The following is a 24,989-nucleotide window of genomic DNA, read 5'->3' as shown; positions in this document are numbered from 1 at the left end:
CGCGGCGGCCTCGGCGCGAGCGCTACCGGAGCGGTCAGCGCGCCCCGTCGACCACCCGCTGCCAGAGCGTGTGGTCGCTCCAGGTGCCGTCGACCCGCAGGTACCCGGCCGCCACCCCGATCGCGGCGAAGCCCGCGCGCCGCAGCACGTGCTCGGAGCCGACGTTGCCGACGAGCGTCGACGCCTCCACCCGGTGCAGCCCCGCCGCCCGGGCGATGCGCACGGCCTGCGCGGCCGCCGCGGTCGCGAGGCCCGCGCCCTGCCGGTCCCGGTGGATCCAGTAGCCGAGGCTCGCGCTCTGCGCGGCTCCGCGCTTCACGGCGAAGAGGTCGCAGCGGCCGATGACGCGGTCGCCCTCCACGACGAGGTACGGCAGGCCGGATCCGGCGGCCCGCTCCGCCACCCGGCCCGCCAGCTGCGCGCGCTGGCCCGCGGCCGTGAAGAAGGCGTCCGTGCGGGCGGGTTCGAAGGGGCGGAGGTGCTCGCGGTTCTCCCGGTAGGCCTCGGCGAGCGCAGCGGCGTCGCCGATCCGCGCGGGCCGCATCACGATCCCGGGGGCCAGCGTCACGCGCTCGTCGGCGCCCGGCAGGGGCGCGCTCACGGGGCCGGTCGCACGTCCCGCTGCGGACGCGCGTCGGCAGCGGGGATGCGCCGGTCGGCGATCATCCGCGCGTACCAGAGCGCGCTGTCCTTGGGCGTCCGCTCCTGCGTGGCGTAGTCGACGTGCACGATCCCGAACCGCTTCGAGTACCCGAATGCCCACTCGAAGTTGTCGAGGAGCGACCACACCTGGTATCCGCGGAGGTCGACGCCGCGGGCCATCGCCCGGTGCGCGGCCGCGAAGTGGCGCGTGAGGTAGTCGATGCGCTCGGGGTCGTGCACGGCGCGCACGCCGTCGTCGCCCACGGTCACCTCGTCGTCGAACGCGGCCCCGTTCTCCGTGACCATGAGCGGCAGGTCCGGGAACTCCCGGTGCAGCGACACGAGCAGGTCCTCGAGGCCCTGCGGCTCGATGTTCCAGCCCATCGCCGTGTACGGCCCGGGCTGCTCGAGGAAGTCGACGTCGTCGGTGCCGGGGAACGGCGACGCGGCGACGTCGCCGTGGATGGAGGTGCCGCCCGCCGCGGACGAGCCGTCGCGCATCCGCACCCGGCTGGTGTTGTAGTAGTTGACGCCCAGCAGGTCGAGCGGCTGGCGGATCAGCTCCGTGTCGCCCGGCCGCACGAACGACCAGTCGGTGATGGCCGCGGTCTCCGCCATCACGTCGGCCGGGTAGACCCCGTTCAGCAGCGGGTCGAGGAAGACGCGGTTGCCGACGCCGTCGACCCGGCGCACGGCCTCCGGGCCCGTGTCGCCCTCGCCGCGGATCACGTGCAGGTTGAGCGTGATGGAGAACCGGGCGTCGACCGGCACGACCTCCTTGAGGGCCGCGACCGCGAGCCCGTGCGCGAGGTTGAGGTGGTGCACCGCGCGGAACGACGCCTCCGCGTCCGTGCGCCCCGGCGCGTGCACGCCGGCCGCGTAGCCGAGGTACGCCGAGCACCACGGCTCGTTCAGCGTCGTCCAGGTGCCGATGCGGTCACCCAGCGCCTCGCCCATGATCCGGGCGTAGTCGGCGAAGGCGTACGCGGTCTCGCGGCTGGTCCAGCCGCCCTCGTCCTCGAGCGCCTGCGGGAGGTCCCAGTGGTAGAGCGTGGCGATGGGCGTGATCCCGCGCGCGACGAGCCCGTCCACGAGCCGCCCGTAGAACGCGAGCCCCTCCGGGTTCGCCGGCCCGCGGCCGGTGGGCTGGATGCGCGGCCACGCGATCGAGAACCGGTACGCCTCGAGGCCCAGCTCCTGCATCAGGTCGAGGTCGGACTCGAGCCGGTGGTAGTGGTCGTCGGCCACGTCGCCGGTGTCGCCGCCGAGCACCTTCCCGGGCGTGCGGCTGAAGACGTCCCAGATGGAGCCGCCGCGGCCGCCCTCGCGGACGGCGCCCTCGATCTGGTACGCGGCGGTGGCGGATCCGAACAGGAAGCCGGGCGGGAAGTCGAGGCCGGTGCCCCGGTCGTCGGGAGCCGGGGTGCCGGTCGCGGCGGGCGATGCGTCGGTCATGGGCTGCGGACCTCTCCGTCGGGGCGATGGGGCCGGCGGATGCGCGTGCGCGCGGTCGACGACGACCTCCCGCCATCCTGCCGGGACGCCTCCCGCGCGTCCACCCGACCCGCCCGCGCCGCCGCGCCCGCACCGCATCCGACCCGACCGCGCCCTCGTGTCGACGTTGCGCGGCGCCCGCCCGCCGATTAGGTTGTAGCTAGCAACAAATCATCGACGACGCTGACAGGAGACACCATGGCGCTCACCCCCACCCGCGAGGACAAGTTCTCGTTCGGACTCTGGACCATCGGATACACCGGGGCCGACCCGTTCGGCGGCCCGACCCGCTCCGACCTCGACGTGGTCGAGGGCGTCGAGCGCATCTCGGAGCTGGGCGCCTACGGCCTCACCTTCCACGACGACGACCTCTTCGCGTTCGGGTCCACCGACGCCGAGCGCCAGAAGCAGATCGACCGCCTGAAGGGCGCCCTCAGCGACACCGGCATCGTCGTCCCGATGGTCACCACCAACCTCTTCTCCGCGCCCGTCTTCAAGGACGGCGGCTTCACCTCGAACGACCGCGCCGTCCGCCGGTTCGCGATCCGCAAGGTCCTCCGCAACATCGACCTCGCCGCCGAGCTCGGCGCGCAGACCTTCGTGATGTGGGGCGGCCGCGAGGGCGCCGAGTACGACTCCGCCAAGGACGTCCGCGGCGCGCTCGAGCGCTACCGCGAGGCCGTCAACCTGCTCGGCGACTACGTCACCGACAAGGGCTACGACATCCGCTTCGCGATCGAGCCGAAGCCCAACGAGCCCCGCGGCGACATCCTGCTGCCGACGCTCGGCCACGCGCTCGCCTTCATCGAGACCCTCGAGCGCCCCGAGCTCGTCGGCGTGAACCCCGAGGTCGGCCACGAGCAGATGGCGGGCCTCAACTTCACCGCCGGCATCATGCAGGCGCTGTACCAGGGCAAGCTCTTCCACATCGACCTCAACGGCCAGCGCGGCATCAAGTACGACCAGGACCTCGTCTTCGGCCACGGCGACCTGCAGAACGCGTTCTCGCTCGTCGACCTGCTGGAGAACGGCGGCGTGGGTGGCGGCCGCTCCTACGACGGCCCCCGTCACTTCGACTACAAGCCCAGCCGCACCGAGGACATCACGGGCGTGTGGGACTCCGCCGCGGCGAACATGCGCATGTACCTGCTCCTCAAGGAGCGCGCGCAGGCCTTCCGCGCCGACCCCGAGGTGCAGGAGGCGCTCGCCGCCGCCAAGGTCCAGGACATCTACACGCCGACGCTGAACGAGGGCGAGTCCTACGACGACATCCTCGCGGACCGCTCCTCCTACGAGGACTTCGCGGCCGACGAGTACTTCGACGCGAAGGGCTTCGGCTTCGTCCGCCTCAACCAGCTGGCGCTGGAGCACCTGATGGGCGCGCGCTCCTAGCTCGCCCCTTCACCTGCACGACCGGAGGGCCCGGCATCCACGTGGATGCCGGGCCCTCCGCCGTGGCGGGTCGGGCGGACCGGGCTCGGAACCCGCCCCTCAGCCGCGCGTCGCGGGCGGAGGGAAGAGCCGCTCGACCGGCGCCTCCACCTCCCGGGCGAGCGCCACCGCCAGGTCGACGGGCGGACGGTGCCGCCCGGCCTCGATCGCCCGGATCGTGCGCGTGCTCACGCCAAGGCGCTCGGCGAGCTCGTCCTCCTCGAGGCGGAGGCGCATCCGGTGCTCCGCGAGCCGGCAGTCCCCCCCTCCCCCGCGCTCCATCGCGAGACGGCCGGACGAGCGCCGGAACCCCTCGTCCACGAGCACGGTGACGAGCACCGCCGCCACCAGCAGCACGGGGCTCGTGGTCGGGCTGGCGACGAGCACGAGGACGGCGGCGGGGAGCACCACGAGCAGGTCCCGGAAGACCGCGGCCGCGGCCCGGGCGGCGACGGCCCGCTCGACGCCGCCCGCAGCGTCGAGGACCTCGAGCCGGCGGGCATCACATAGTGCGAGTCTCCATCAGACCCAGGGTGCCTCGCAGATCGGCATCCGCGAGGAGATGCACGTCCCCGATGACCGCGAAGCCGCCAGCGAGCTCGGCAGGTGCGGTCGGGTTCTCCCCGCGATGCGCCGCACCGATGCGGTCTTCACGCCGATCCACGGACCCGCCCTGCTCACAGGCCGCACGCCCGCACATCATGAGGAGACGCATCTCAGGTGACGACACGCCACGACTGACGCCGACCGAGCGCGTCGAAGAAGGGCCGCTGGCGCAGCCGGGACGTGGCCGTCAGCGGTGGCTCTGCGACGTCCTCCACATGTCGCTCGAGCTGGCACGCCCACTGCCTGTAGGGTGCAACGTCAACACGGCTATCCGGAGAGAGGCTGCTTTGCGATGGAGCTGGCAGAAGGACAGTGAACCCGATCACGTCTCGTCGAACGGGCGACGCACCGGAGCCGATCATCTCGGCCGTCTCGGCACGTGGGATCACCGCCCAGGAGTCGGCGGAGAGACACTTGGAGAGCGCCGACGGAACCCGTGGCGTGTGGTCGGCTCCCGGACGCGTGAACCTCATCGGGGAGCACGTCGACTACGCCGGCGGGATGCGCGTGCCCGTGCTCCGCTCCGTGCAGGAGCGCGAGGTCAGGCGAGTCTCATCAGCGGCCCTCGCTCCCACTTCGTCGATCGAGACGATCGCGACCGCGGTCCGGGCCCGGTTCGGTGAGGAGACCGACTGGGCATCGCCGGATCTCTCCATCGGGACCCCGTCCGACGGCACCGGGCGGCACCTGTGACGCTCCTCGAAAGCCGCGAAGACGGCGTGCTGACATGCGAGCCGATCGAATGTCTGGAGATCACGGTCACTGCCGGTCAGCATCAGGTGACGCGAGTGCTCGATCTGGTCCGACGAGGCGGGCTGCTCACCGCGGAGTCCCCGCACGATCCGGACGAGGACGTCACGATCGCCGTCCGCAGCGGAGAGCCGGACGAATTGATCTTCGAGGTGACGACGATCTCGGACATGTCGGACCTCCGAATCTCCTACGTCACGCTCCTGGACAACTTCGACCGGGTGGTCTTCCCCGATACCGGGCGGTGGTTCATGAACAGCCTCAGCCCGATATCGGCATGGCGTTTCCGCGAGACGACAGCGATCCGCATCAACTCGTTCGCCACCCCGGCGTTCGTCTTCGAGAACCTCGGCGGCAACGCTGCGTTCGCCATCGGCCTGCTCACCGGCACGCGAGAGATGGATGTCCGCGTGCACGAGCCCGCGTCGAACCGAGCACTCAACGTCCAACACCGTCGCTTCCGAGTCGAATACGAGCTCGGGGCCGTCGGGCCAGCGCTCGGCACCACCCAGCGTTTCGGGTGGGTGAGCACCCGTGAAGAGGGACACACCGCGTGGTTCGACGCGCTGAGGAGGTTCAGCCGTCTCGAACAGGACCGGCTGGCGGTCGCATATCAGCCAGATGCAGCCGCGCTCGCGACGTACTGGTGCAGTTGGGTGGATTGGAGCTCCGATCAGATGGACCGGAGGACCTTCACCGACAACGTCGCAGCGGGACTGGAACTCGGAGTGCGGCACTTCATCCTCGACGACGGCTGGTTCGGGCCAGGTCTCGACTCCGACTACGGCACCCCACTGAACATCGGCGATTGGCAGCCTGATCCCATCCGCTTCCCGGACATGCCGGAGATGCTCCGTGAGCTTCGCGCCGATGGAGCGAAGGTGCTCCTCTGGTGCGCCCCGCACGCGGTCGGGCCGGCTTCCCACTCATTCGGCGAGAACGCCTCCCTGCTCGTCGAGGACGACCGAGGCACGCCGATCGTCAACCCGACGTTGTTCTACTCCCTCTGCTTCCGGTCTCCGGAAGCACGCGCGAGGATGCTCGGCGTGGTCACCTCGCTGATCGACGCATATGAGATCGACGGCTTCAAGTTCGACTTGTTCAACTGGCTCCCGGCAGAGGAGTGCGCCGGCGTCCACCACCTGCACGACACGGAGTCAGCGATGGAAGGACTCGTGCTGCACCTCGCCGAAGCCCGGCGCGCGATCGACGCCGTCGGACGACCGATGATCGTCGAACTCAAGCAGGACTACGCGTCACCTCAAGCCGCAGCGACGGGCACCGTGGTGCGGGCCGGTGATGCGCCGTACGCCTCGAAGACGAACCTCGAGCGCATGGTCTACATGCAAGCCCGCAACCTCCCCGCGTTGAACGACTACCAGACCTTCAGCCCGTCGGCCAGCGCGCAGGACGTCGCGCTGATCGGCTTGCGGATGATCGCCGGAGGCATCCCGTCATGGGGAAAGGACCTCAGGACGCTGACCTCTCCGCAACGCGCGACCATGAGTGCACTCCATCGTTGGTACGACTCCTTGCTAGCCCGTGGCCTCGGACACGGCCGCAGCTTCACGACCGACGGGACGGCGTCGATGGAGCTGAAAGACGGAACAGTCGTGATCCAGACCGAATCAAGCAGGGTCACCAGGTTGCCGCCGACGTGCGTCGCCCTGGTCAACTCGACGACCGACCACACGATCACGCTGTCCGCGGACACAGAACGGACGATCATCACCAGAATCGACGTGACCGACGGCTCGACCCGCTCCGTGGTCGAGGTGCTCGCAGCAGGCACGAGCGAGATCCCGCTGGCCACCGGCGAGGTCGCAGTGCTACGAGCACCCGAGGAACGATGAGGAAGCGACGACAGGTGATGCAGAACAGACGACTCCTGCGGGTAATGGCGATCTCCATCGGCGTCGTGCTCGGCGCGACCACGATGACAGGGTGCTCCGACGACGACGGGACGGTCGAGGTGACCGTCGGCTACCAGAGCAAGACGATCAACACCGTCACGGCAGGGACGCTCCTCAAGGCGCGCGGCTACTTCGAGAAGGCGCTCGCCGCCGAGACGGAGAAGACCGGAGTGCGCTACGACGTGAGATGGGAGGACTACGACACCGGCGCCCCCATCACCGCGCAGATGCTCGCCGGCAAGATCGACATCGGCTCGATGGGTGACTTCCCGCTGGTCCTGAACGCTTCGCGGACCTACCCGCAAGCCGATGCCCGCACCGAACTCATCGCGACGACCGCGTTCAACATGGCCGGAGGCTTGAACGGCATCGTCGTGCCGTCGGAAAGCACGATCGAGGACGTCGCGGGGCTCCGCGGAGCGACCGTCTCGACCTCGGTCGGATCAGCCGGCGACGGCTTGCTCGCTCAGACCATCGATGCAGCAGGCCTCCAGCCGACGGACATCGACAGACAGAACCAAGCGCCGAGCGTCGGAGCGACCTCCTTGAAGGCCGGCAGCGTGGCGGCCTACTCCCAGTTCGCGCCATGGCCCGCACAAGAGGTGTGGAACGGCGACGGGCGCCTCCTCGTCGACGGGGCCACGACCGCGAACCCCACCTTCCACGGCGTCGTCGTCGGCGAGCAGTTCGCGAGAACGCAGCCCGCGGTCGTCCAAGCATTCCTCCAGGGCATGAGCGAAGCGACGGACTACCTCCACGCCCAGCCGCTCGACGCGGCGAAAGAGGTCGCCGAAGCGACCGGCCTCCCGCTCGAGGTCGTCTACCTGTACAACGGACCCTTCGGCATCGCGAACTTCAACATGGCCCTCAAGCCTGCATTGGTGACCGCACTGCAGAAGGATTCCGATTACCTGCGCAAGACCGACGGCACGATCGACCCGCACCTCACGTCCTTCGCCGACGATTCCCATCTGAAGCGCTTGTTCGGTGAGGACTACGCGCAGATGCTCGACTCCGACATCAACCAAGCAGCACCTGGAACGGTCCAGGAGGGCTGCGGCGATTCGGCTGGTGAGAACGGTCCGCCGAGTGCGATCCTCTGGAAGGGCGAAGCGGGAGCATCGTTCTACGGCACCCCGGGATGCCTGCTCGCTGCCGCGACGAAGGCGGACGCGGAGATCCGCGCCGCCTACGTGTCAGATGGATTGACCGGGACGCGCTGGTTCGCGGAGAAGAGCATCTGGACATACGACCCAGCTGCACCGACGGACAAGCGATGGGCTGCGTTCGCGACTGCCGAGAACGCCTCGAAGTACGCATCCGACAAGCCCGAGAGCCGTCAATACACTTTCGCCGGCGCCGAGGAGTTCTCGAGGGCGAGCGGATGAAGGCAGCATCACGAACGGCGATGATGCGACTGCCCGGCCGCACCGTTCCCACCCGTTCCCGCGCACGGTCGTCCAAGGACCTGCTGATCAGGGCCGCGACCGTCGTCGCCGCGCTGCTCATCTGGCAACTGCTGTCGGCTTCTGGCGTCAGGCTCTGGTTGTCGTTCGACAAACTGCCGACGCCGCTGACCGTCGCGGACGTACTGATCCGTCAGCTCGGGACAGCGCTGTTCTACCAGGACGTGGCCGCGAGCTTGGCCCGGATCACGCTCGGATTCCTGCTCGCATGCGCAGTCGGCGTCCCGCTCGGGATCATGCAGGGCCGCAGTTCGACCGCCGACCGGACCCTCGGCACCCTCGTCGAGATCGCGCGTCCCATTCCCGCGATCGCATTGGTGCCGATCGCGCTCCTGCTGTTCCCGACCAATGAGCAGGGGATCGTCGCGATCACCTTCGCAGCCGCCGTCTTCCCGATCGTCATCAGCGCACGAGCCGCAGTGCGGACGCTGCCGCTCTCCTGGGAGGAGGCAGTCCAGACCATGGGCGGCGGGCGGGCGACCGTGATCCTGCGAGTCGTGCTTCCCGGCGCATTGCCGGGCATCTTCGCCGGATTCTCCGTCGGGCTGGGCGTGTCCTGGGTCTGCGTCATCTCAGCCGAGATGATCTCCGGTCAATTCGGCGTCGGGTACCGGACCTGGCAGGCGTACACGCTCGTCGACTACCCATCGGTCGTCGCCGGCATGGTCGTCATCGGCGCACTCGGCATGATCACCACCGGATTGGTCGCTTTCGCCGGCCGACGATTGACCCATTGGGCAGAGCGCGAGGTCACATCATGAACGGAGCTGCGATCGAGCTGGAAGGGGCCACGGTCCGACTCGGTGGCCGGACCGTCCTCGACGACCTGTCAGCGACCTTCGAAGCCGGCCGCATCTCCATCGTCCTGGGGCCGTCTGGCTCGGGGAAGTCGACGATCCTGCGCGTCCTCGCGGGGCTGCAGCGTCTCACATCCGGCCACGTCAGGGTCGCCGACGAGCCGATCCTCGGACCGTCCGCGAGCCGGGGACTCGTCTTCCAACAGGACGGGTTGCTGCCATGGCTGAACGTCCGGCAGAACGTCGAGCTCCCGCTCAAGATCGCACGAGTGCCCAAGGCCCAGCGCACGGTACGCGTCACCGAGATGCTCGCGGAGGTCGAATTGTCGGCGCACGGAGATCTGCTCCCCGGCTCGCTCTCGGGTGGGATGAGGCAGCGGGCGCAGATCGCGCGCACCCTCGTGACGCGTCCCAGTGTGCTGCTGCTCGACGAGCCCTTCAGCGCTCTCGACATCAGGACCCGGGCGGCCTGCCAACAGCTGCTTCTCCGAGTGCACGACGAACACCGTCCGACGGTCGTCTTCGTCACTCACGACCTGGAGGAGGCCGACGCCCTCGGCGGGAGGCAGCTCGTACTCACCGGGAAGCCGGCGAACGGGCTGGTCGAGATCCCGGACTCGCCGAGTCGTGCGACCGAGACGGGAACCGACGCGAACAGCGCCCATGTGCACCGTCTCAAGCTGCTCGCCCTCTTCGCTTCCGAGACAGGGGCCTCACGATGACCGACGCCGAATCGGAGAATCGAAGCGCGCAGCCCACCGCAGGGCTGCTCAGTGTCGTCGTCCCCGTCTTCGATGTGGAGTCGTACCTCCAGCAATGTCTCGAGTCGCTGGCCCGGCAGCGCGTTCCCCTGCAAGTGATCTTGGTCGACGACGGCTCCACGGATCGGAGCCAGGACATCGCCCGCCGATTCATCGCCGAGGACGACCGCTTCGAACTCGTGACAAGCGACCACCGCGGTCTCAGCCGAGCCCGCAACCTCGGTATCACGGCGGCGGCGGGCGAGTACCTCGCGTTCTGCGACGCCGACGATGTCGTACCCGAAGGGGCCTACGAACGCGCCATCTCACTCCTCGAGGGATCGGCGGCCGACTTCGTCTCCGGGAACGTGCTGCGATTCGACTCCCAGAAGGTGTGGCCGCACCCCCGGTACCGGGAGGTCTTCGGGACCGACCGACAGGCGGCCCACATCACCTCGGTCAGAGATCTCATCCTCGACAGGATGGCGTGGAACAAGGTCTTCCGGCGTAGCTTCTGGAACTCAGCCGGTCTCGCCTTCGAACTGTCGGAATACGAGGACGCGCCGGTGATGCTCGCGGCGCACCTCAAGGCGCGAGCAGTCGTCGTGACGACACAGGTCGCCTACCACTGGCGCGTGCGTGATCGCGGTCCGCGATCCATCACGCAACGTCTCCACGAACCGGGGAACGTCGAAGCACGAATGCGGATGGCCGTGGAGAGCGCGGCAGTCGTCCGCGAATACAGTCCGAGCCTGCTGCGCGAACTCGGACACGATATGACGCTCGGCGACTTCACCGTGCTGCTCGACGCGATCAGACAGGCGCCCGAGGCCGACTTCAGCGCCGCCTCGACGCTCGCCGCCGATTTCGTCGCCGAGCTCGACGCCGAGACGATGCTCTCGATGCCCGCGGCGAACCGAGCTGTCCTCGACGGGTTGCGTGAACGAGGGGTCCTGACACGATCCGCCGACTCGGCCCCGTCTCGACCAGAGGCGCAGTGAGAGCCGCCGCCCCGCCGACGACGACCTGGGGCCTGCTCCGGCACAACGTCGACTATCGCCGTGTCTTCTTCGCGCAGGTCATCTGCCAGGGCGGTGACTGGTTCACGATGATCCCGCTCATCCTGCTGATGCAGAGGCTGACGGGCAGCGGCGCTCTCGGCGCCGTCCTCCTCAGCGTCGAGACCTTCGTCATCGCCGGCTTGTCGTTGGTGGCCGGCTCGCTGCTGGACCGGTTCGACCGCCGGAAGATCCTGATCGTCTGCCTTCTCGGGTCATCTCTGGCAATCGGGCTGCTCTTCCTCATCTCCTCTGCGGCGACAGCGCTGTTAGGCGTCGCCACCTATGCACTTCTCGCGGTCGGCAAGGCGTTCTTCACCCCGGCCGTGAACACGATCGTGCCCGACCTCGTCGAACGACACGGCCTGCTCGCAGCGACGACCGGTCTCGGATCCGTCTGGGGGGTGATGCTCGTGCTCGGCTCCACCCTCGGCGGCCTGGTCTCGAGCTTCGCTTCCCCGTACGTGTGCTTCGGCGTGACCTTCCTCGGCTACCTCATCGCCGGGTTGTCGTTGCTCAGGCTCCCGAAGCTCGGGCGCGCGGCGACCGACGTCCCTCGACTGCGGCTCTCCGCGTTCGTCAGCGACAGCCGTTCCGTGTTCCGGGCGGCGAAGACGAGTCGGATGATCGGTGCGCTGATCCTCGCCAAGCCCGGGACGAACATCGGCAACGGGATCCTCGCCGTCTTCCCCTCCATCGCCCTGATGCTCTCCAGCGGTGAGCCAGCTCTCATAGCGAGCTTCCTGTTCGCCGCCCGAGGCATCGGCGCTCTGATCGGTCCGATGCTCGCGAGACCGATCGTCCGCGCCGGCATCCAGCCCAGGAGAGCGCTCTTGGCGACGATCACGCTCTTCGGCGTGGCCTACGCGCTCATGGCGATGCAGACGTCCGCCCCTCTCGCGATCATCCTCGTCATCGTCGCCCACATCGGGGGCAGTGCCACCGCATCCCTGAGCAACTACGGTCTGCAGCAGGAATCACCCGCTGCTCTGCGGGGTCGGATCTTCGCCTTCGACAACATGTTCTCGATGCTCGCGATCGGGATCAGCCAACTCGTCGCCGCCGTCCTCATCGGAGTCCTTCCCGCCCCGACTCTCGTGCAGCTCTTCGGAGGCATCACCGTCGTGTACGGAATCGTCTGGTTCCTCTGCAGTCGGCGGGCCGAGAGCGAAGGAGGCGTCCGCGGCGCCGAGCCCGACCTGTCGCGGTCGCGAACCCGACCGACGTAGCTCCGCGATAGCGCTGAGCGAGACGACGCTCCGACTCGTCGGGGAGGGTATTGGCGAACCGGCGGCGAAGCCGTGTGAACGGAGCCCGGACGGCCGTGACCCACCTCGCCGAGTTCGAGGGCACGTTCCATGCTGGCCACGCAGCCGTCGATCAGCTGGCGGGAATCACATCGCGCGATGTCTCCATCGAATGCAGGGCGCTTCACGACCGCGAGGAGACCGCCCCACCCCGTGGACACCCGTCGATGACCCGGCTCATGTTCCATGGGGCTCTCGCGAGCACTCGCAAGCGCTCCGAGGTGACGAGGCGCACTCGTCTCGAGCGATCCGCCGCCATCTCCGGACCGAGGCATCCGCGCGGTCATCCCCGAGCCGGCCGATCAGCAAGGCCACCGACGTCGACGCGGCGCCAGAGGTGGGCGCCCATCCGCGTTCGACGCAGTCGACCACCGCGGCCGGAATGTCGCCGAACCCCGCTTCTGCCACATCACGCGATGGCGCGGCCTCGCCACCCGCTACGACGAGCACGCACTCCACCACCGAGCCGCGACCGTCCTGCACGGCATCATCGCCTGGACCCACGGATGGAGAGACACGCCCTAGGACGCGCACCGAGCACGACCGGGGGGCCCGGCATCCACGTGGATGCCGGGCCCTCCGTCTGCCTGTGCGCGGCGGTCAGGCCCTCGGCGGATGCGCCGGGAACAGGTCCTCCACGCGGACGCCGAGCTCGCGGGCGAGAGCCAGCGCGAGGTCGACGCCCGGCTCATGGCGGCCGTTCTCGATCGCGACGATCGTGCGATCGCTGACCCCCGTGGCCAGCGCGAGGTCCTCCGGCGCGAGCCCGGCCGCGGCCCGGTGGACAGCGAGGTCGTTCGTGCCCGTGCCGGGCCTCCCGCAGGCCCGAAGGCGTGCGATGTTCCGGAGGCCGTGGTCCGCGAGCACGGCTACCAGCAGCAGGAGGAAGGTCGTGATCGGCGGCCGCTCGGGCTGCACCAGCTGGAAGAGCATGGCCGCCGGGATCCCGACGAGGAGGTCGCGGAAGACCGCCGCCTGGGTGGCGGACGCGATCGCCCGCTCCACGCTGCCGGGCGCGGCCGACCGCGAGCCCATCTCGCGCCGGCGGCGGATGACGAGGCCCACCGGACCGCTCGAGAGCACCACGAGGGCCGGGAGCACTGCGGCGACGGGGTCACGGCCATGCTGGACGGCGAGCACCACGGCGATCGTCGACACCCCCACGGCTGCCGCGATCCAGGGGATGACGATCCTCGGCATGCTCCGCTCCCTCGCGCCTCGACGGGCCGCGCGACACGGCAGACGACGCGGCGGCGGGTGAGCAGGATGCTACGCGGACGCCGCCGCGCGCGAACGCCCTTCCCCCAGCCCGCGGCGCCGGACGACGGAGGGCCCGGCATCCATGCGGATGCCGGGCCCCTCCGTGCGCGTCAGCGCGGGTGATGCGGGCGGATCAGGTCGCGGACTTGGACCCGCGGCTCTTGTTGAACACGTCGAACGCGACAGCCAGCAGGAGCACGAGGCCCTTGATGAGCTGCTGGTACTCCGTGCCGAGGCCGAGCAGCGACATGCCGTTGTTGAGCACGCCCATGATCAGACCACCGACCATCGCACCCGTCACGGTGCCGATGCCGCCCGTGACGGCCGCCCCGCCGATGAACACCGCGGCGATCGCGTCGAGCTCGAAGCCGTTGCCGGCCGCGGGGAGCGCCGAGTTGCTGCGCGCCGTGAAGGCGATGCCGGCGAGCGCCGCCAGGAAGCCCATGTTCACGAAGAGCAGGAAGTCCACGCGCTTCGTGTTGATGCCGGACAGCTGCGCCGCGTTGAGGTTGCCACCGCGGGCGTAGATGTGACGGCCGAAGATGCTCCGGCCCATCACCGCCGTGTACACGAGCACCAGCACCGCGAGGATCACGAGGACGATCGGCGTGCCGTTGTAGCTCGCGAGCAGGTACGTGATGCCGAGCACGAGCACCGCGATGGTGGCGAGCTTGGTGAGGAACCAGGCGAGCGGCTCGTCCTCGAGGTTGAGCTTCACGCGGGCACGACGCTCGCGCACCGCGGACAGCACGAGGAACAGCGCCGCGATGACGCCGAGCGCCACGGTGATCGGCTCCAGGATGGCCGCGCGGTTCGTGGGGTCGGGCAGGAAGCCGGAGCCGACGGCCACGTACTCGTCCGGGAACGGCGTGATCGGCCGGTTCTCCAGCACGATCTGGGCGAGGCCGCGGAACGTGAGCATGCCCGCCAGGGTCACGATGAACGCGGGGATGCCGACGTACGCCACCCAGAAGCCCTGCCAGGCGCCGATGAGGCCGCCGATCACGAGGCTGGCGAGGATGGACGCCCACCAGGGCCAGCCCCAGTTGACGGCGAACACGCCCGAGACGGCGCCGATGAGCGCCACCACGGACCCGACAGACAGGTCGATGTGCCCGGCGATGATGATCATCACCATGCCGATCGCGAGGATCAGGATGTAGGCGTTCTGGACGACGATGCTCGTGACGTTGCGGGGCTCGAGGAGCGTCCCGTCGGTGAGGATCTGGAACAGCACCACGATCGCGATCAGCGCGATGAAGATGCCGATCTGCCTGAGGCGGCTGACGAGGAAACCCGCCACATTGCTGAGACTGGACATGCTGACTATTCCTTTTCCTTGGTCATGTAGGTCATGAGGGTCTCGGGCGTCGCCTCGGAGATCGGCAGCTGGCCCGTGATGCGCCCGGCGGAGAGGGCGTAGATCCGGTCGCAGATGCCGAGGAGCTCGGGGAGCTCGCTGGAGATGACGATGACCGCCTTCCCCTGCGCGGCGAGCGCGTTGATGATCGTGTAGATCTCGTACTTGGCGCCCACGTCGATGCCGCGGGTGGGCTCGTCGAGGATGAGCACGTCCGGGTCGGAGAACATCCACTTCGAGAGGACGACCTTCTGCTGGTTCCCCCCGGAGAGCTTCCCGGTGATGGACCCGACGCTCGGCGCCTTGATGTTCATGGAGGTGCGGTAGCCGTCGGCCACCACGTACTCCCGGTTCGCGTCGACCCATCCCGCCTTCGACAGCTTCTCGAGCGCGGCGCCGGAGACGTTGCGCTTGATGTCGTCGATGAGGTTCAGGCCGTAGTGCTTGCGGTCCTCCGTGGCGTACGCGAGGCCGTTCTTGATCGCCTCGCCCACCGTGCGCGCCGTGATCTCCTTGCCGCGCTTGTAGAGCTTGCCGGAGATGTTGGCGCCGTAGGAGCGGCCGAAGACGCTCATCGCGAGCTCGGTGCGGCCCGCGCCCATGAGGCCGGCGATGCCGACGACCTCGCCCGCGCGGACGTTCAGGTTCGCGTGGTCGACGACCACGCGGGAGTGCTCCTGCGGGTGGTGGACCGTCCAGTCCTCGATGCGCAGCACCTCCTCGCCGATGTCGGGGGTGCGGTCGGGGTAGCGGCTCTGGAGGTCGCGGCCCACCATGCCCTTGATGATGCGCTCCTCGCTGATGGAGTCGCGCCCGAGGTCGAGGGTCTCGATCGTCTTGCCGTCGCGGATGATCGTGACGGCGTCGGCGATCGCCTTGATCTCGTTCAGCTTGTGGCTGATGATGATGCTCGTGATGCCCTGGCCCTTGAGGTGCTTGATCAGGTCGAGCAGGTGGGCGGAGTCCTCGTCGTTGAGCGCGGCGGTGGGCTCGTCGAGGATGAGGAGCTTCACCTCCTTGGACAGCGCCTTCGCGATCTCCACGAGCTGCTGCTTGCCCACGCCGATGTCGGCGATCTTCGTGGCCGGGTTGTCGCTCAGCCCGACGCGGGCGAGGAGCTTCGAGGCCTCCACGTTGGTGGCGTTCCAGTCGATGAAGCCGCCCTTGCTGATCTCGTTGCCGAGGAAGATGTTCTCCGCGATGGAGAGGTAGGGGCTCAGCGCGAGCTCCTGGTGGATGATCACCACGCCCGACTTCTCGCTGTCGCGGATGCTGGAGAACTTGACGACCTTGTCCTCGAGCACGATGTCGCCGTCGTAGGAGCCGGCCGGGTAGACGCCCGACAGCACCTTCATCAGGGTCGACTTGCCCGCGCCGTTCTCGCCGCAGATCGCGTGGCACGTGCCGCGCGTGACCTCGAGGGTGACGTCCTGCAGCGCCTTGACGCCGGGGAACGTCTTGGTGATGCCGCGCATCTCGAGAATGTGGTTGGCCATGGCCTGCCTCACTTGTGTGGATGGTGGTGCCGGGTGCCCGGCGGTAGTGCGGGGCGGCGCGCGAGGCGCCACCCGGAGGCGGGCCGGCCGCGGTGCGCGGCCGGCCCGACCCGGTGGTGGCCGGTCGACGCGGGAGTCGACCGGCCCGTGCGCCGCCGGGGCGACGCGGGTGGGCTACTCGCCCTTGTCGATCTCGTCCTGCGTGTAGTACCCGCTGTCGACGATGACCTCGATGAGGTTGTCCTTCGTCACGGTCACGGCCTTGAACTGCTTCGTGGCGACGTCCTTCACCTTGTTGTTGTAGGTGTCGGGCGCATCCGGCTTGTCGCCCTTGAGCAGGTCGTCGACCATCGTGACGGCCTCCTTGCCGAGCAGGCGCGTGTCCTTGAAGATCGTCGAGTACTGGACGCCGTCGAGGATGAGCTTGTCGGACGCCTTCTCGCCGTCCTGGCCGGTGATGATCGGCATGGGGCTCGTGGAGCCGAGGGCCTGGATGATGCCGCGCGACAGGCCGTCGTACGGCGAGAGCACGCCGTTCAGGACCTTGCCGCCGCCGTAGTTGCCCGACAGCAGGTTCTCCATGCGGGCCTGCGCGCCCTCCTGCTTCCACTGCTGGATCGCGACCTGGCTGAAGTCCTTCTGGCCGGAGCCGATGGTGACCTGGCCGGAGTCGAGGAAGGGCTTGAGGACGCTCATCGCGCCGTTGTAGAAGAACTGCGCGTTGTTGTCGTCCGGGCTGCCGGCGAAGATCTCGATGGTCTTCTTCTCGGTGCTGCCGGTGGGCTTGCCGTCGGCGTCGACGAGGCCCATGCCCTGCAGGAGCGAGTTGCCCTGCTGCACGCCGACCTGCTGGTTGTCGAACGTCGTGTAGTAGTCCACGTTCTCGGTGCCGTTGATGAGGCGGTCGTACGCGATGACCTTGACGCCGTCGTCGGCCGCGGTCTTGAGGACCTGGGTCAGCGCGGTGCCGTCGATCGACGCGACGATGAGCGCCTTGGCGCCCTTGTTGAGCATCGTCTCGATCTGCGAGATCTGGTCCTGCACCTTGTCGTTGGCGTACTGCAGGTCGACCTTGTAGCCGAGCTTGGTGAGCTGGTCGCTGACGTTGTTGCCGTCGTCGACCCAGCGCTCGCTCGTCTTGGTGGGCATGGCGACGCCGACGAGGGCGCCCTTGTTGTCCTCGGTGCCGCCGGCGCTGCCGCCGCGGCCGCCGCCGCCGGAGCAGGCGGCGAGCGAGAGGGCGATGCTCGTGGCGGCGATGCCGACGAGGACCTTCTTCATCTTCACGGTCGTGTCCTTTCGTACTGCTGCTGTGAGACGCGCGTCCGGCATCTGCGCCGGACCCGCACCCCTGGTGTGGGTGTTACAGGCCCTGGGCCAGGCGGTGGTACGCCTGGTTCCAGCGGACTTCCTTGGTGAACCCCTTGAGGGTCGTGTCCTCGTCGATGACGAGGAGCTCGGTGCGCGCGATCTCGGCGAAGTCCTCGAAGACCTCGACGCCGACCTGCGTGCTCATGACCGTGTGGTGGGCGGCCCCGGCGGTGAGCCAGGCCGCGGCGCTCGTCGCGAGGTCGGGCGCGGGCTTCCACACGGCGCGGGCGACGGGCAGGTTCGGGAGCGGCTCGTCGAGCGGCACGACCTCCACGACGTTCGCGACGATGCGGAAGCGGTCGCGCATGTCCGACATGGCGACGACGACCGCGGGGCCGGGGTCGGTGTCGAAGACGAGGCGCACGGGGTCCTCGCGGCCGCCGATGCCGAGCGGGTGGATCTCGAGGCTCGGGCGGCCGGTCGTGAGCGTGGGGCAGATCTCGAGCATGTGCGCGCCCAGGATCTTCTCCTCGCCGGGGACGAGGTGGTACGTGTAGTCCTCCATGAGGCTCGCGCCCCCGGGGAGGCCGGCGCCCATGACCTTCGCCGCGCGGATCAGCACGGCCGTCTTCCAGTCGCCCTCGGCGCCGAAGCCGTAGCCCTCGGCCATGAGGCGCTGCACCGCGAGTCCGGGCAGCTGGCGGAGGCCGCCGAGGTCCTCGAAGCTCGTGGTGAAGGCGCCGAAGCCGCCCTCCTCGAGGAAGGAGCGCAAGCCCACCTCGATGGCGGCGCCGTAGCGGAGCGACGCGTGGCGCTCACCGCCGCGCTGCAGCTCGGGGGCGATGTCGTAGAGACGCTCGTACTCGTCGACCAGCGCGTCGATCTCGGCGTCGGTCGCCGCGTCCACGCGCTCGACGAGGTCGTTGACGCCCCAGGTGTTGACCGAGACGCCGAACTTGAGCTCGGCCTCCGTCTTGTCTCCCTCGGTGACGGCGACGTTCCGCATGTTGTCGCCGAAGCGGGCGACCTTGAGCTCGTGCACGGTGGCCCAGCCGGCGGCGGCGCGCATCCACGTGCCGATGCCCTGGCGGACCGACTCCGTGCTCACGTGGCCGACGACCGTCTTGCGCGCGACGCCGAGGCGCGACTGGATGTAGCCGAACTCCCGGTCGCCGTGCGCGGCCTGGTTGAGGTTCATGAAGTCCATGTCGATGGTGCTCCACGGGAGCGCGACGTTGGCCTGGGTGTGCAGGTGCAGGAACGGCTTCTGCAGGGCGTCGAGGCCCTGGATCCACATCTTCGCGGGGCTGAAAGTGTGCATCCACGCGATGAGGCCGATGGTCTGGTCGCTCGCGTTGGCCTCGAGGGCCATGCGGCGGATGCTGTCGGAGTCCTTGAGCACGGGCTTCCAGACGACGCGCACGGGCACGTCCGACGCCTCCTCGAGCTGTCGGGCGATCTCCTGCGACTGCTCGGCGACCTGCTGCAGCGTCTCCTCGCCGTAGAGGTTCTGGCTGCCCGTGAGGAACCAGACCTCGTAGTGGTCGAGGGACGTGGTGATGCGGGTCACTTCAGGGCTCCTTGGGGTGCTTGTCCGTAGACGTTCTGGTAGCGGTCGAACAGGGAGTCGACGGCCTCGACGGGGAGGGGGGTCGGCTCGCCGAGCTGGCGGGAGATGTGGACGGTTCGGGCCACGTCCTCGACCATGACGGCCGCCTTCACGGCGTCCTTCGCGTCCTTGCCGATGGTGAAGGGGCCGTGGCCGGCCATCAGGACGGCGCGCGAACGGTGCCCCGTGAGCGTCTCGACGATGCCGCGGCCGATCGAGTCGTCGCCGATGATGGCGAACGGGCCGACGGGGATCTCCCCGCCGAACTCGTCGGCCATGGCGGTGATGACGCACGGGATGGGCTCGCGGCGGGCCGCCCAGGCGACCGCGTAGGTGGAGTGCGTGTGGACCACGCCGCCCACCTCGGGCATGTTGCGGTACACGTAGGCGTGCGCCGCGGTGTCGCTCGACGGGGCGTTGCGGGAGCCGGGGGTGTCCGGGATCACGTTGCCGTCGAGGTCGCAGAGGATCATGTTCTCGGGGCTCAGGTCGTCGTAGCTCACGCCCGACGGCTTGATGACGAACAGGTCGGCGCCGGGGACGCGGCCGGAGACGTTGCCGCCGGTCCAGACCACGAGGCCGTAGCGCACGAGCTCGCCGTGCAGTCGGGATACCTCGGAGCGGACACGGGCGACCGCGACCTCGATCTCGGGTGCGTAGGTGCTCACGCGCGGGCCTCCCTCTTCAGCGACTTGAGCCGCTTCATGACGTCGTTGGCGCCGCGGCCGAAGTGGTCGTGCAGCGTCGAGTACTCCTCGTAGAGGCGGTCGTACGCGAGCGCGCGCTCCTCGTCCGGCTGGTAGCGGCCGCGCTCGACCTTGCCCATGGCCTCGCCCGCGACGCGCACGTCGGGGTAGGCGCCGGCGGCGACGGCGGCGTGGATCGCCGATCCCAGCGCCGGGCCCTGCTCGCTCGTGATGACCGAGATGGGGAGGCGGAGGATGTCGCTGTAGGCCTGCATGAGGAACGCGTTCTTCAGCAGGCCGCCCGCGACGATGAACTCGGTGACCGGGACCCCGGACGCGTTGAAGGTCTCCACGATCTTGCGCGTGCCGAACGCGGTGGCCTCGAGCAGCGCCCGGTAGACCTCCTCGGTACGGGTCGTGAGCGTGGTGCCGATGACGAGGCCCGACAGCTCGTGGTCGACGAGCACCGAGCGGTTGCCGGAGTGCCAGTCGAGCGCGACGAGGCCGTGGCCGCCGACGGGCTGGTCGGCTGCGAGGTCGGTGAGGTGCTGGTGGACGCTCGTGCCGGCGGCCGCGGCCTCCTCGGCGTAGCGCGCGGGCACCTGGTTCTTGACGTACCAGGCGAAGATGTCGCCGACGCCGGACTGGCCGGCCTCGTAGCCGTAGAGCCCCGAGACGATGCCGCCGTCGACGACGCCGCACATGCCGGGGACCTCGGTGAGCACGTCGCTGTTCATGACGTGGCAGGTGCTCGTGCCCATGATCGCGACCATCTGGCCGGGCTCCACGGCGCGGGCGACGGGCGCGGTGACGTGCGCGTCGACGTTGCCGACCGCGACGGCGATGCCCTCCGGCAGGCCCGTCCAGGCGGCGGCCTCGGCCGAGAGCGTGCCGGCGGCGGATCCGAGCTGGCCGATCTCGTGCGCGACCTTGTCCTCGGCGAAGGAGGCGAAGTCGGGGTTGAGGGCGCCGAGGAACTCCCGGGTGGGGTACTCGCCGTCCTGGAGGATGCCCTTGTAGCCGGCGGTGCAGGCGTTCCGGACGTAGCTGCCGGTGAGCTGCCAGACGATCCAGTCGGCCGCTTCGACCCAGTGCTCCATGAGGCCGTAGAGCTCCGGGTCCTCCTCGAGCAGCTGGAGGCCCTTGGCGAACTCCCACTCGCTCGAGATGAGGCCGCCGTAGCGGGCCAGCCACTTCTCGCCGCGCTCCTCGGCCAGCGCGTTGATGCGGTCGGCGTGCGACTGCGCGGCGTGGTGCTTCCAGAGCTTGACGTAGGCGTGGGGGCGGTCGGCGTATCCCTCGACCTCGTTGAGCGGCGTGCCGTCGGCGAGGGTGGGGACCATGGTGCACGCGGTGAAGTCGGTGCCGATGCCGATGACCCGCGCGGGGTCGATGCCGGCCTCGCGGATGGCGGCGGGCACCGCCTGCTTGAGCACGTCGACGTAGTCGCTCGGGACCTGCAGGGCCCACTCGGGCGGGAGCTGCGCGCCGGTGGCGGCGAGCGTGTCGTCCATGACCGCGTGCGGGTAGTCGAGGACGCCGGAGCCGAGCTCGACGCCGTCCGAGACGCGCACCACGACCGCACGGCCGGAGAGGGTGCCGTAGTCGACCCCGATGACGTAGCTCTCGGCATCCGTTCCCGGCTCGCTGGCCTGGGGCTCGGTGCTCACGGGGGCGCTGGGCACGGGATCGACTCCTTCGTCTGATGCACCGCGGCCCGGGGACCGCGTGGGATGTGAACGGTCACATCGGCGGATGTCACTCTACACACGCGTGGGATCGCCCTGTCAAGCGGAGATTCCCCGACCCCTCGAAGTGGGGTGGCGGCGGCTGGGGAGGGCGCGCCGAGCGGTTCAGGACGAGGGCGGGCCCGTGGAGGCGCGCACGACGAGCTCGGGCTCGATCGTGCCCCGGTAGCGCTCCCCCGATCCGCCCATGCCGTCGAGCAGGAGCGCCACCGAGCGCCGGCCGACCTCGGCGAAGTCCTGCCGCACCGTGGTGAGCGGCGGCCAGAAGTGGGCGGCCTCCGGGATGTCGTCGAAGCCGACGATGCTGACGTCGCGCGGCACGTCGAGGCCCGCGTCGCGCACCGCGTGGATGAGGCCGAGCGCCATCTGGTCGTTGCTGGAGAAGATCGCCGTGAAGTCGCGGAGCCGCAGCATCTCGCGGCCGGCGTAGAACCCGAACTCCGCCGTCCAATCGCCGAGGATGGGCGCCGTGGTGGGGACCTCGGCGGCGGACATGGCGTCGAGGAAGCCGCGCATGCGCGCCTCGGCCTCGATCCAGTCCTGGGGACCCGCGAGGTGGTAGATGTCGCGGTGGCCGAGCTCGAGGAGGTGCCGGGTCGCCAGCCGGGCGCCCGCCATCTGGTCGACCGAGAGGTCGTGCGCGTCGCCGCGGCCGTCGCTCTGCATGGTGACGTACGGCACGTCGAGCGACATGCTGGCGAGCACCTCGCGCACGCGCACTTGCGGCGCGACGACCACCAGGCCCTCGACCGCCTGGTCGACCAGGTGCCCGAGCGCGACCTGGATCGCCGCTCCGTCGGAGGACGCGAGGTTCGTGGTCGTCACGAGGTAGCCGGCCTCGCGCGCCGCCGCCTCGATGGCCGCGATGGACGACGCCGGCCCGTACTGCGAGCTCTGCGACGTGAGCACGCCGATGGTGCGCGAGCGGCTCGTGACGAGCGCTCGGGCGGCGCGGTTGGGCCGGTACTGCACCTGCTCCATCACGTCGAGCACGCGCTGGCGGGTCTCGGCGCGGAGCGAGGGCGAGTCGTTGAGGACGCGGGAGACCGTCTGATGCGAGACGCCCGCGAGGCGCGCGACGTCGCGGATGCTGGGCGCCCGCCCCCGTGGCGTCTCCGTGGTCATCGTCGGCCCCGTCCTGGTACGGGGCACCGCCCCGGTCGCGCCGTGCGGCGCAGGTGTCACATTGTCACATGTGACAGTCACACGGGAGACGGCCGGGGATGCGGCGACCGGGAGGCCGGGCACGCGGGGCCGGACGGCTGCGGCAGACTGGTCGTCCACCCGACGAGAGGCACCACCTGTGACGATCACCGCCGCGGCAGACGGATCCGCGCTCGGCAACCCGGGGCCCGCCGGCTGGGCCTGGTACGTCGACGACGAGCACTGGGCCGCGGGTGGCTGGCCGCACGCCACGAACAACCAGGGCGAGCTGAAGGCCGTGCTCGAGCTGTTCCGCGCGACCGCGCACCTCGACGACGACCTGCTCGTGCTGTGCGACAGCCAGTACGTCATCAACTCGGTCACCAAGTGGATGCCCGGGTGGAAGCGCAAGGGCTGGCGCAAGGGCGACGGCAAGCCGGTGCTCAACGTCGAGCTGCTCAAGGAGATCGACGCCGAGATCCAGGGCCGCCGCTACCGCTTCGAGTGGGTCAAGGGGCACGCGAACCACCCGCTCAACGAGGCCGCGGACGACCGGGCACGCGCCGTCGCGACGGCGTACCAGGGCAAGCGGCCGATCCCCGAGGGGCCGGGCTGGGCCGGACACGCGAGCGCCGGATCCGCGGCGCAGGCGACCGAGGAGGCGGCGGCCGTGGAGGACGACGCCGACCTCGCGGCCGATCCCGTCGTCGCCGAGGCGGAGGCCGTCGAGGCCGATGCCCCCGCCCAGCCGGGCCTGTTCGACTTCGACGCGTTCGACGAGGAGGTCGCGCCGGAGCCCGCCGACACCACGCTCACGATCGCGCTCGACCACGACGCCATGGCCCGCCTCAGCGCCCACGCGCGCGACCGCGGGGTCAGCGTCGACGAGGCCGTGCGGCTGCTCCTGCCCTGATCCGCGCGGCGGGGCGGCGCCGACGCGCGCCGCACCCGTCCCCCGCTAGTGCTTGCCCTGCTTGAGCGCCTTGCCGAGCGCGCGCTCGAGGTCGACGACGAGGTCCTCGACGGACTCGATGCCGACCGAGAGGCGCACGAGGTCGTCCGGGACCTCGAGCGGCGTGCCCTTCACGGACGCGTGCGTCATCTCGGACGGGTAGCTGATGAGCGACTCGACGCCGCCGAGCGACTCCGCGAGCTGGAAGACGCGCGTGCCCTCGACCACGCGGCGCGCGGCCTTCGCTCCCCCGCGCACCTGGAACGAGATCATGCCGCCGAAGCCCGACATCTGCGCCTTCGCGATCTCGTGGCCCGGGTGCTCGGGGAGCCCCGGGTAGTGCACGGCCGTCACATCGGCGTGCTGCTGGAGGAACGACGCGATCTCCTCGGCGTTCGAGGAGTGGCGCTCGACGCGCACCGCGAGCGTCTTGATGCCGCGGGTCGTGAGCCACGCGTCCATGGGGCCCGAGACGGCGCCGACCGCGAACTGCAGGAAGCCGACCTTCTCGGCGAGGGCGTCGTCGTTCAGGATGACCGCGCCGCCGAGCACGTCGGAGTGGCCGCCGAGGTACTTCGTGGTCGAGTGCACCACCACGTCGGCGCCGAGCGCGAGCGGCTGCTGGAGGTACGGCGAGGCGAAGGTGTTGTCGACGACGACCGTGGCGCCGGCCGCATGGCCGAGGTCGGCGAGCGCGCGGATGTCGCTGATCTTCATCAGCGGGTTGCTCGGGGTCTCGACCCAGAGGACCTTCGCGGGGCCGGATCCGAGGACCCGCTCGACCGCGGCGAGGTCGCTCATGTCGACCGTCTCCACGACGATCCCCCAGTCGCCGAGCACGCGCGTGAGGAGGCGGTAGGTGCCCCCGTACACGTCGTCGCTCAGGACGATCCGATCGCCCGGGCGCGTGATGGCACGGAGCAGCGTGTCCTCGGCGGCCAACCCCGACGCGAACGAGAAGGCGTGCTTCCCGCGCTCGAGCGAGGCGAGCAGCTCCTGAAGGCCGGTGCGCGTGGGGTTGGCGCTGCGCGCGTACTCGTAGCCGCCGCGGAGCCCGCCGATGCCGTCCTGCACGAACGTGCTCGTGAGGTAGAGGGGCGGGATGACGGCGCCGGTGGTGGGATCCGGGTCCTGGCCGGCGTGGATGGCGCGGGTGTCGAAGTCGTGCTTGTCGCTCACGGTGCTCGTCTCTGTGGTCGGGATGTGCGCGGGCCGGGCCT

The 24,989-nt window shown here is 69.7% G+C and carries 21 protein-coding genes; 9 read left to right on the top strand and 12 right to left on the bottom strand.

What is annotated here, in order from left to right:
* Positions 1-34: 34 nt before the first annotated feature.
* Together AWH51_RS10330 and AWH51_RS10325 are read right to left on the bottom strand one after the other, a co-directional pair.
* The gene (locus AWH51_RS10330) at positions 35-601 is read right to left on the bottom strand and encodes a GNAT family N-acetyltransferase (protein WP_063071993.1); all 567 of its coding nucleotides are present in this window, start codon (positions 599-601) and stop codon (positions 35-37) included.
* A complete protein-coding gene (locus tag AWH51_RS10325; protein ID WP_063071992.1) occupies positions 598-2,097 on the bottom strand; it encodes a GH1 family beta-glucosidase in 1,500 nt (499 codons plus the stop codon). The genes AWH51_RS10330 and AWH51_RS10325 overlap by 4 nt, the downstream gene beginning before the upstream one ends.
* Before the next feature lie 237 nt (positions 2,098-2,334).
* On the opposite strand from AWH51_RS10325, the gene xylA reads away from it, so the two are divergent.
* Positions 2,335-3,528 carry a xylose isomerase gene (gene xylA / locus AWH51_RS10320; RefSeq protein ID WP_053773879.1) on the top strand — a complete coding sequence of 398 codons (1,194 nt, stop codon included), beginning with the start codon at positions 2,335-2,337 and terminating at the stop codon, positions 3,526-3,528.
* A 99-nt stretch (positions 3,529-3,627) separates the two neighbouring features.
* Here the strand turns inward: xylA and AWH51_RS16495 are convergent, their stop codons facing one another.
* Positions 3,628-3,978 carry a helix-turn-helix transcriptional regulator gene (locus tag AWH51_RS16495; RefSeq protein WP_063071991.1) on the bottom strand — a complete coding sequence of 117 codons (351 nt, stop codon included), beginning with the start codon at positions 3,976-3,978 and terminating at the stop codon, positions 3,628-3,630.
* A gap of 507 nt (positions 3,979-4,485) precedes the next feature.
* Here AWH51_RS16495 and AWH51_RS16625 point away from each other — a divergent pair.
* From AWH51_RS16625 to AWH51_RS10275, 7 genes are read left to right on the top strand one after another with little or no spacing between them, the layout of a single operon-like run.
* On the top strand, positions 4,486-4,866 hold the full coding sequence (locus AWH51_RS16625) for a galactokinase family protein (RefSeq protein ID WP_368072671.1): 381 nt from the start codon (positions 4,486-4,488) through the stop codon (positions 4,864-4,866).
* Positions 4,863-6,776 carry an alpha-galactosidase gene (locus AWH51_RS10300; protein WP_063071988.1) on the top strand — a complete coding sequence of 638 codons (1,914 nt, stop codon included), beginning with the start codon at positions 4,863-4,865 and terminating at the stop codon, positions 6,774-6,776. Before AWH51_RS16625 ends, AWH51_RS10300 begins: the two co-directional genes overlap by 4 nt.
* A gap of 44 nt (positions 6,777-6,820) precedes the next feature.
* Positions 6,821-8,224, top strand: coding sequence for an ABC transporter substrate-binding protein (locus tag AWH51_RS10295; protein WP_175345507.1), 1,404 nt, complete (start codon positions 6,821-6,823; stop codon positions 8,222-8,224).
* Positions 8,221-9,063, top strand: coding sequence for an ABC transporter permease (locus AWH51_RS10290; protein ID WP_217491916.1), 843 nt, complete (start codon positions 8,221-8,223; stop codon positions 9,061-9,063). The genes AWH51_RS10295 and AWH51_RS10290 overlap by 4 nt, the downstream gene beginning before the upstream one ends.
* The gene (locus AWH51_RS10285; RefSeq protein WP_063071985.1) at positions 9,060-9,821 is read left to right on the top strand and encodes an ABC transporter ATP-binding protein; all 762 of its coding nucleotides are present in this window, start codon (positions 9,060-9,062) and stop codon (positions 9,819-9,821) included. The genes AWH51_RS10290 and AWH51_RS10285 overlap by 4 nt, the downstream gene beginning before the upstream one ends.
* The gene (locus AWH51_RS10280) at positions 9,818-10,840 is read left to right on the top strand and encodes a glycosyltransferase family 2 protein (RefSeq protein WP_063071984.1); all 1,023 of its coding nucleotides are present in this window, start codon (positions 9,818-9,820) and stop codon (positions 10,838-10,840) included. The genes AWH51_RS10285 and AWH51_RS10280 overlap by 4 nt, the downstream gene beginning before the upstream one ends.
* Complete coding sequence (locus AWH51_RS10275; protein ID WP_063071983.1) at positions 10,837-12,126, top strand: MFS transporter; 1,290 nt, start codon at positions 10,837-10,839, stop codon at positions 12,124-12,126. Before AWH51_RS10280 ends, AWH51_RS10275 begins: the two co-directional genes overlap by 4 nt.
* 678 nt (positions 12,127-12,804) lie before the next feature.
* On the opposite strand, the gene AWH51_RS16485 is transcribed toward AWH51_RS10275, so the two are convergent.
* The 8 genes from AWH51_RS16485 to AWH51_RS10235 all read right to left on the bottom strand — a co-directional run bounded on the left by AWH51_RS16485 (position 12,805) and on the right by AWH51_RS10235 (position 22,799).
* Entirely contained in the window at positions 12,805-13,404 is a 600-nt protein-coding gene (locus tag AWH51_RS16485) for a helix-turn-helix transcriptional regulator (RefSeq protein WP_254654534.1), read from the bottom strand.
* Between the two features lie 193 nt (positions 13,405-13,597).
* Positions 13,598-14,785, bottom strand: a complete 1,188-nt coding sequence (gene mmsB / locus AWH51_RS10265; RefSeq protein WP_063071982.1) for a multiple monosaccharide ABC transporter permease — start codon at positions 14,783-14,785, stop codon at positions 13,598-13,600.
* 5 nt (positions 14,786-14,790) lie between these two features.
* Complete coding sequence (gene mmsA, locus AWH51_RS10260; protein WP_063071981.1) at positions 14,791-16,320, bottom strand: multiple monosaccharide ABC transporter ATP-binding protein; 1,530 nt, start codon at positions 16,318-16,320, stop codon at positions 14,791-14,793.
* Positions 16,321-16,494: 174 nt separating this feature from the next.
* Positions 16,495-17,607, bottom strand: coding sequence for a sugar-binding protein (locus AWH51_RS10255; protein WP_081235039.1), 1,113 nt, complete (start codon positions 17,605-17,607; stop codon positions 16,495-16,497).
* A gap of 76 nt (positions 17,608-17,683) precedes the next feature.
* Positions 17,684-19,201, bottom strand: coding sequence for an L-arabinose isomerase (araA, locus tag AWH51_RS10250; RefSeq protein WP_063071980.1), 1,518 nt, complete (start codon positions 19,199-19,201; stop codon positions 17,684-17,686).
* Positions 19,198-19,908, bottom strand: coding sequence for an L-ribulose-5-phosphate 4-epimerase (locus AWH51_RS10245; RefSeq protein ID WP_063071979.1), 711 nt, complete (start codon positions 19,906-19,908; stop codon positions 19,198-19,200). The genes araA and AWH51_RS10245 overlap by 4 nt, the downstream gene beginning before the upstream one ends.
* Positions 19,905-21,611, bottom strand: a complete 1,707-nt coding sequence (gene araB, locus AWH51_RS10240) for a ribulokinase (protein ID WP_063071978.1) — start codon at positions 21,609-21,611, stop codon at positions 19,905-19,907. The genes AWH51_RS10245 and araB overlap by 4 nt, the downstream gene beginning before the upstream one ends.
* A gap of 168 nt (positions 21,612-21,779) precedes the next feature.
* Complete coding sequence (locus tag AWH51_RS10235) at positions 21,780-22,799, bottom strand: LacI family DNA-binding transcriptional regulator (RefSeq protein WP_063071977.1); 1,020 nt, start codon at positions 22,797-22,799, stop codon at positions 21,780-21,782.
* Positions 22,800-22,977: 178 nt separating this feature from the next.
* Here AWH51_RS10235 and AWH51_RS10230 point away from each other — a divergent pair, with 178 nt between their 5' ends.
* A complete protein-coding gene (locus AWH51_RS10230; protein ID WP_063071976.1) occupies positions 22,978-23,730 on the top strand; it encodes an RNase H family protein in 753 nt (250 codons plus the stop codon).
* Between the two features lie 45 nt (positions 23,731-23,775).
* On the opposite strand, the gene AWH51_RS10225 is transcribed toward AWH51_RS10230, so the two are convergent.
* Positions 23,776-24,948, bottom strand: a complete 1,173-nt coding sequence (locus tag AWH51_RS10225) for a cystathionine gamma-synthase (RefSeq protein ID WP_063071975.1) — start codon at positions 24,946-24,948, stop codon at positions 23,776-23,778.
* Positions 24,949-24,989 lie beyond the last annotated feature (41 nt).

Source organism: Clavibacter tessellarius (genome assembly GCF_001618005.1).
Lineage (GTDB): Bacteria > Actinomycetota > Actinomycetes > Actinomycetales > Microbacteriaceae > Clavibacter > Clavibacter tessellarius_A.
This window is presented reverse-complemented; position numbering and strand designations above follow the sequence as displayed.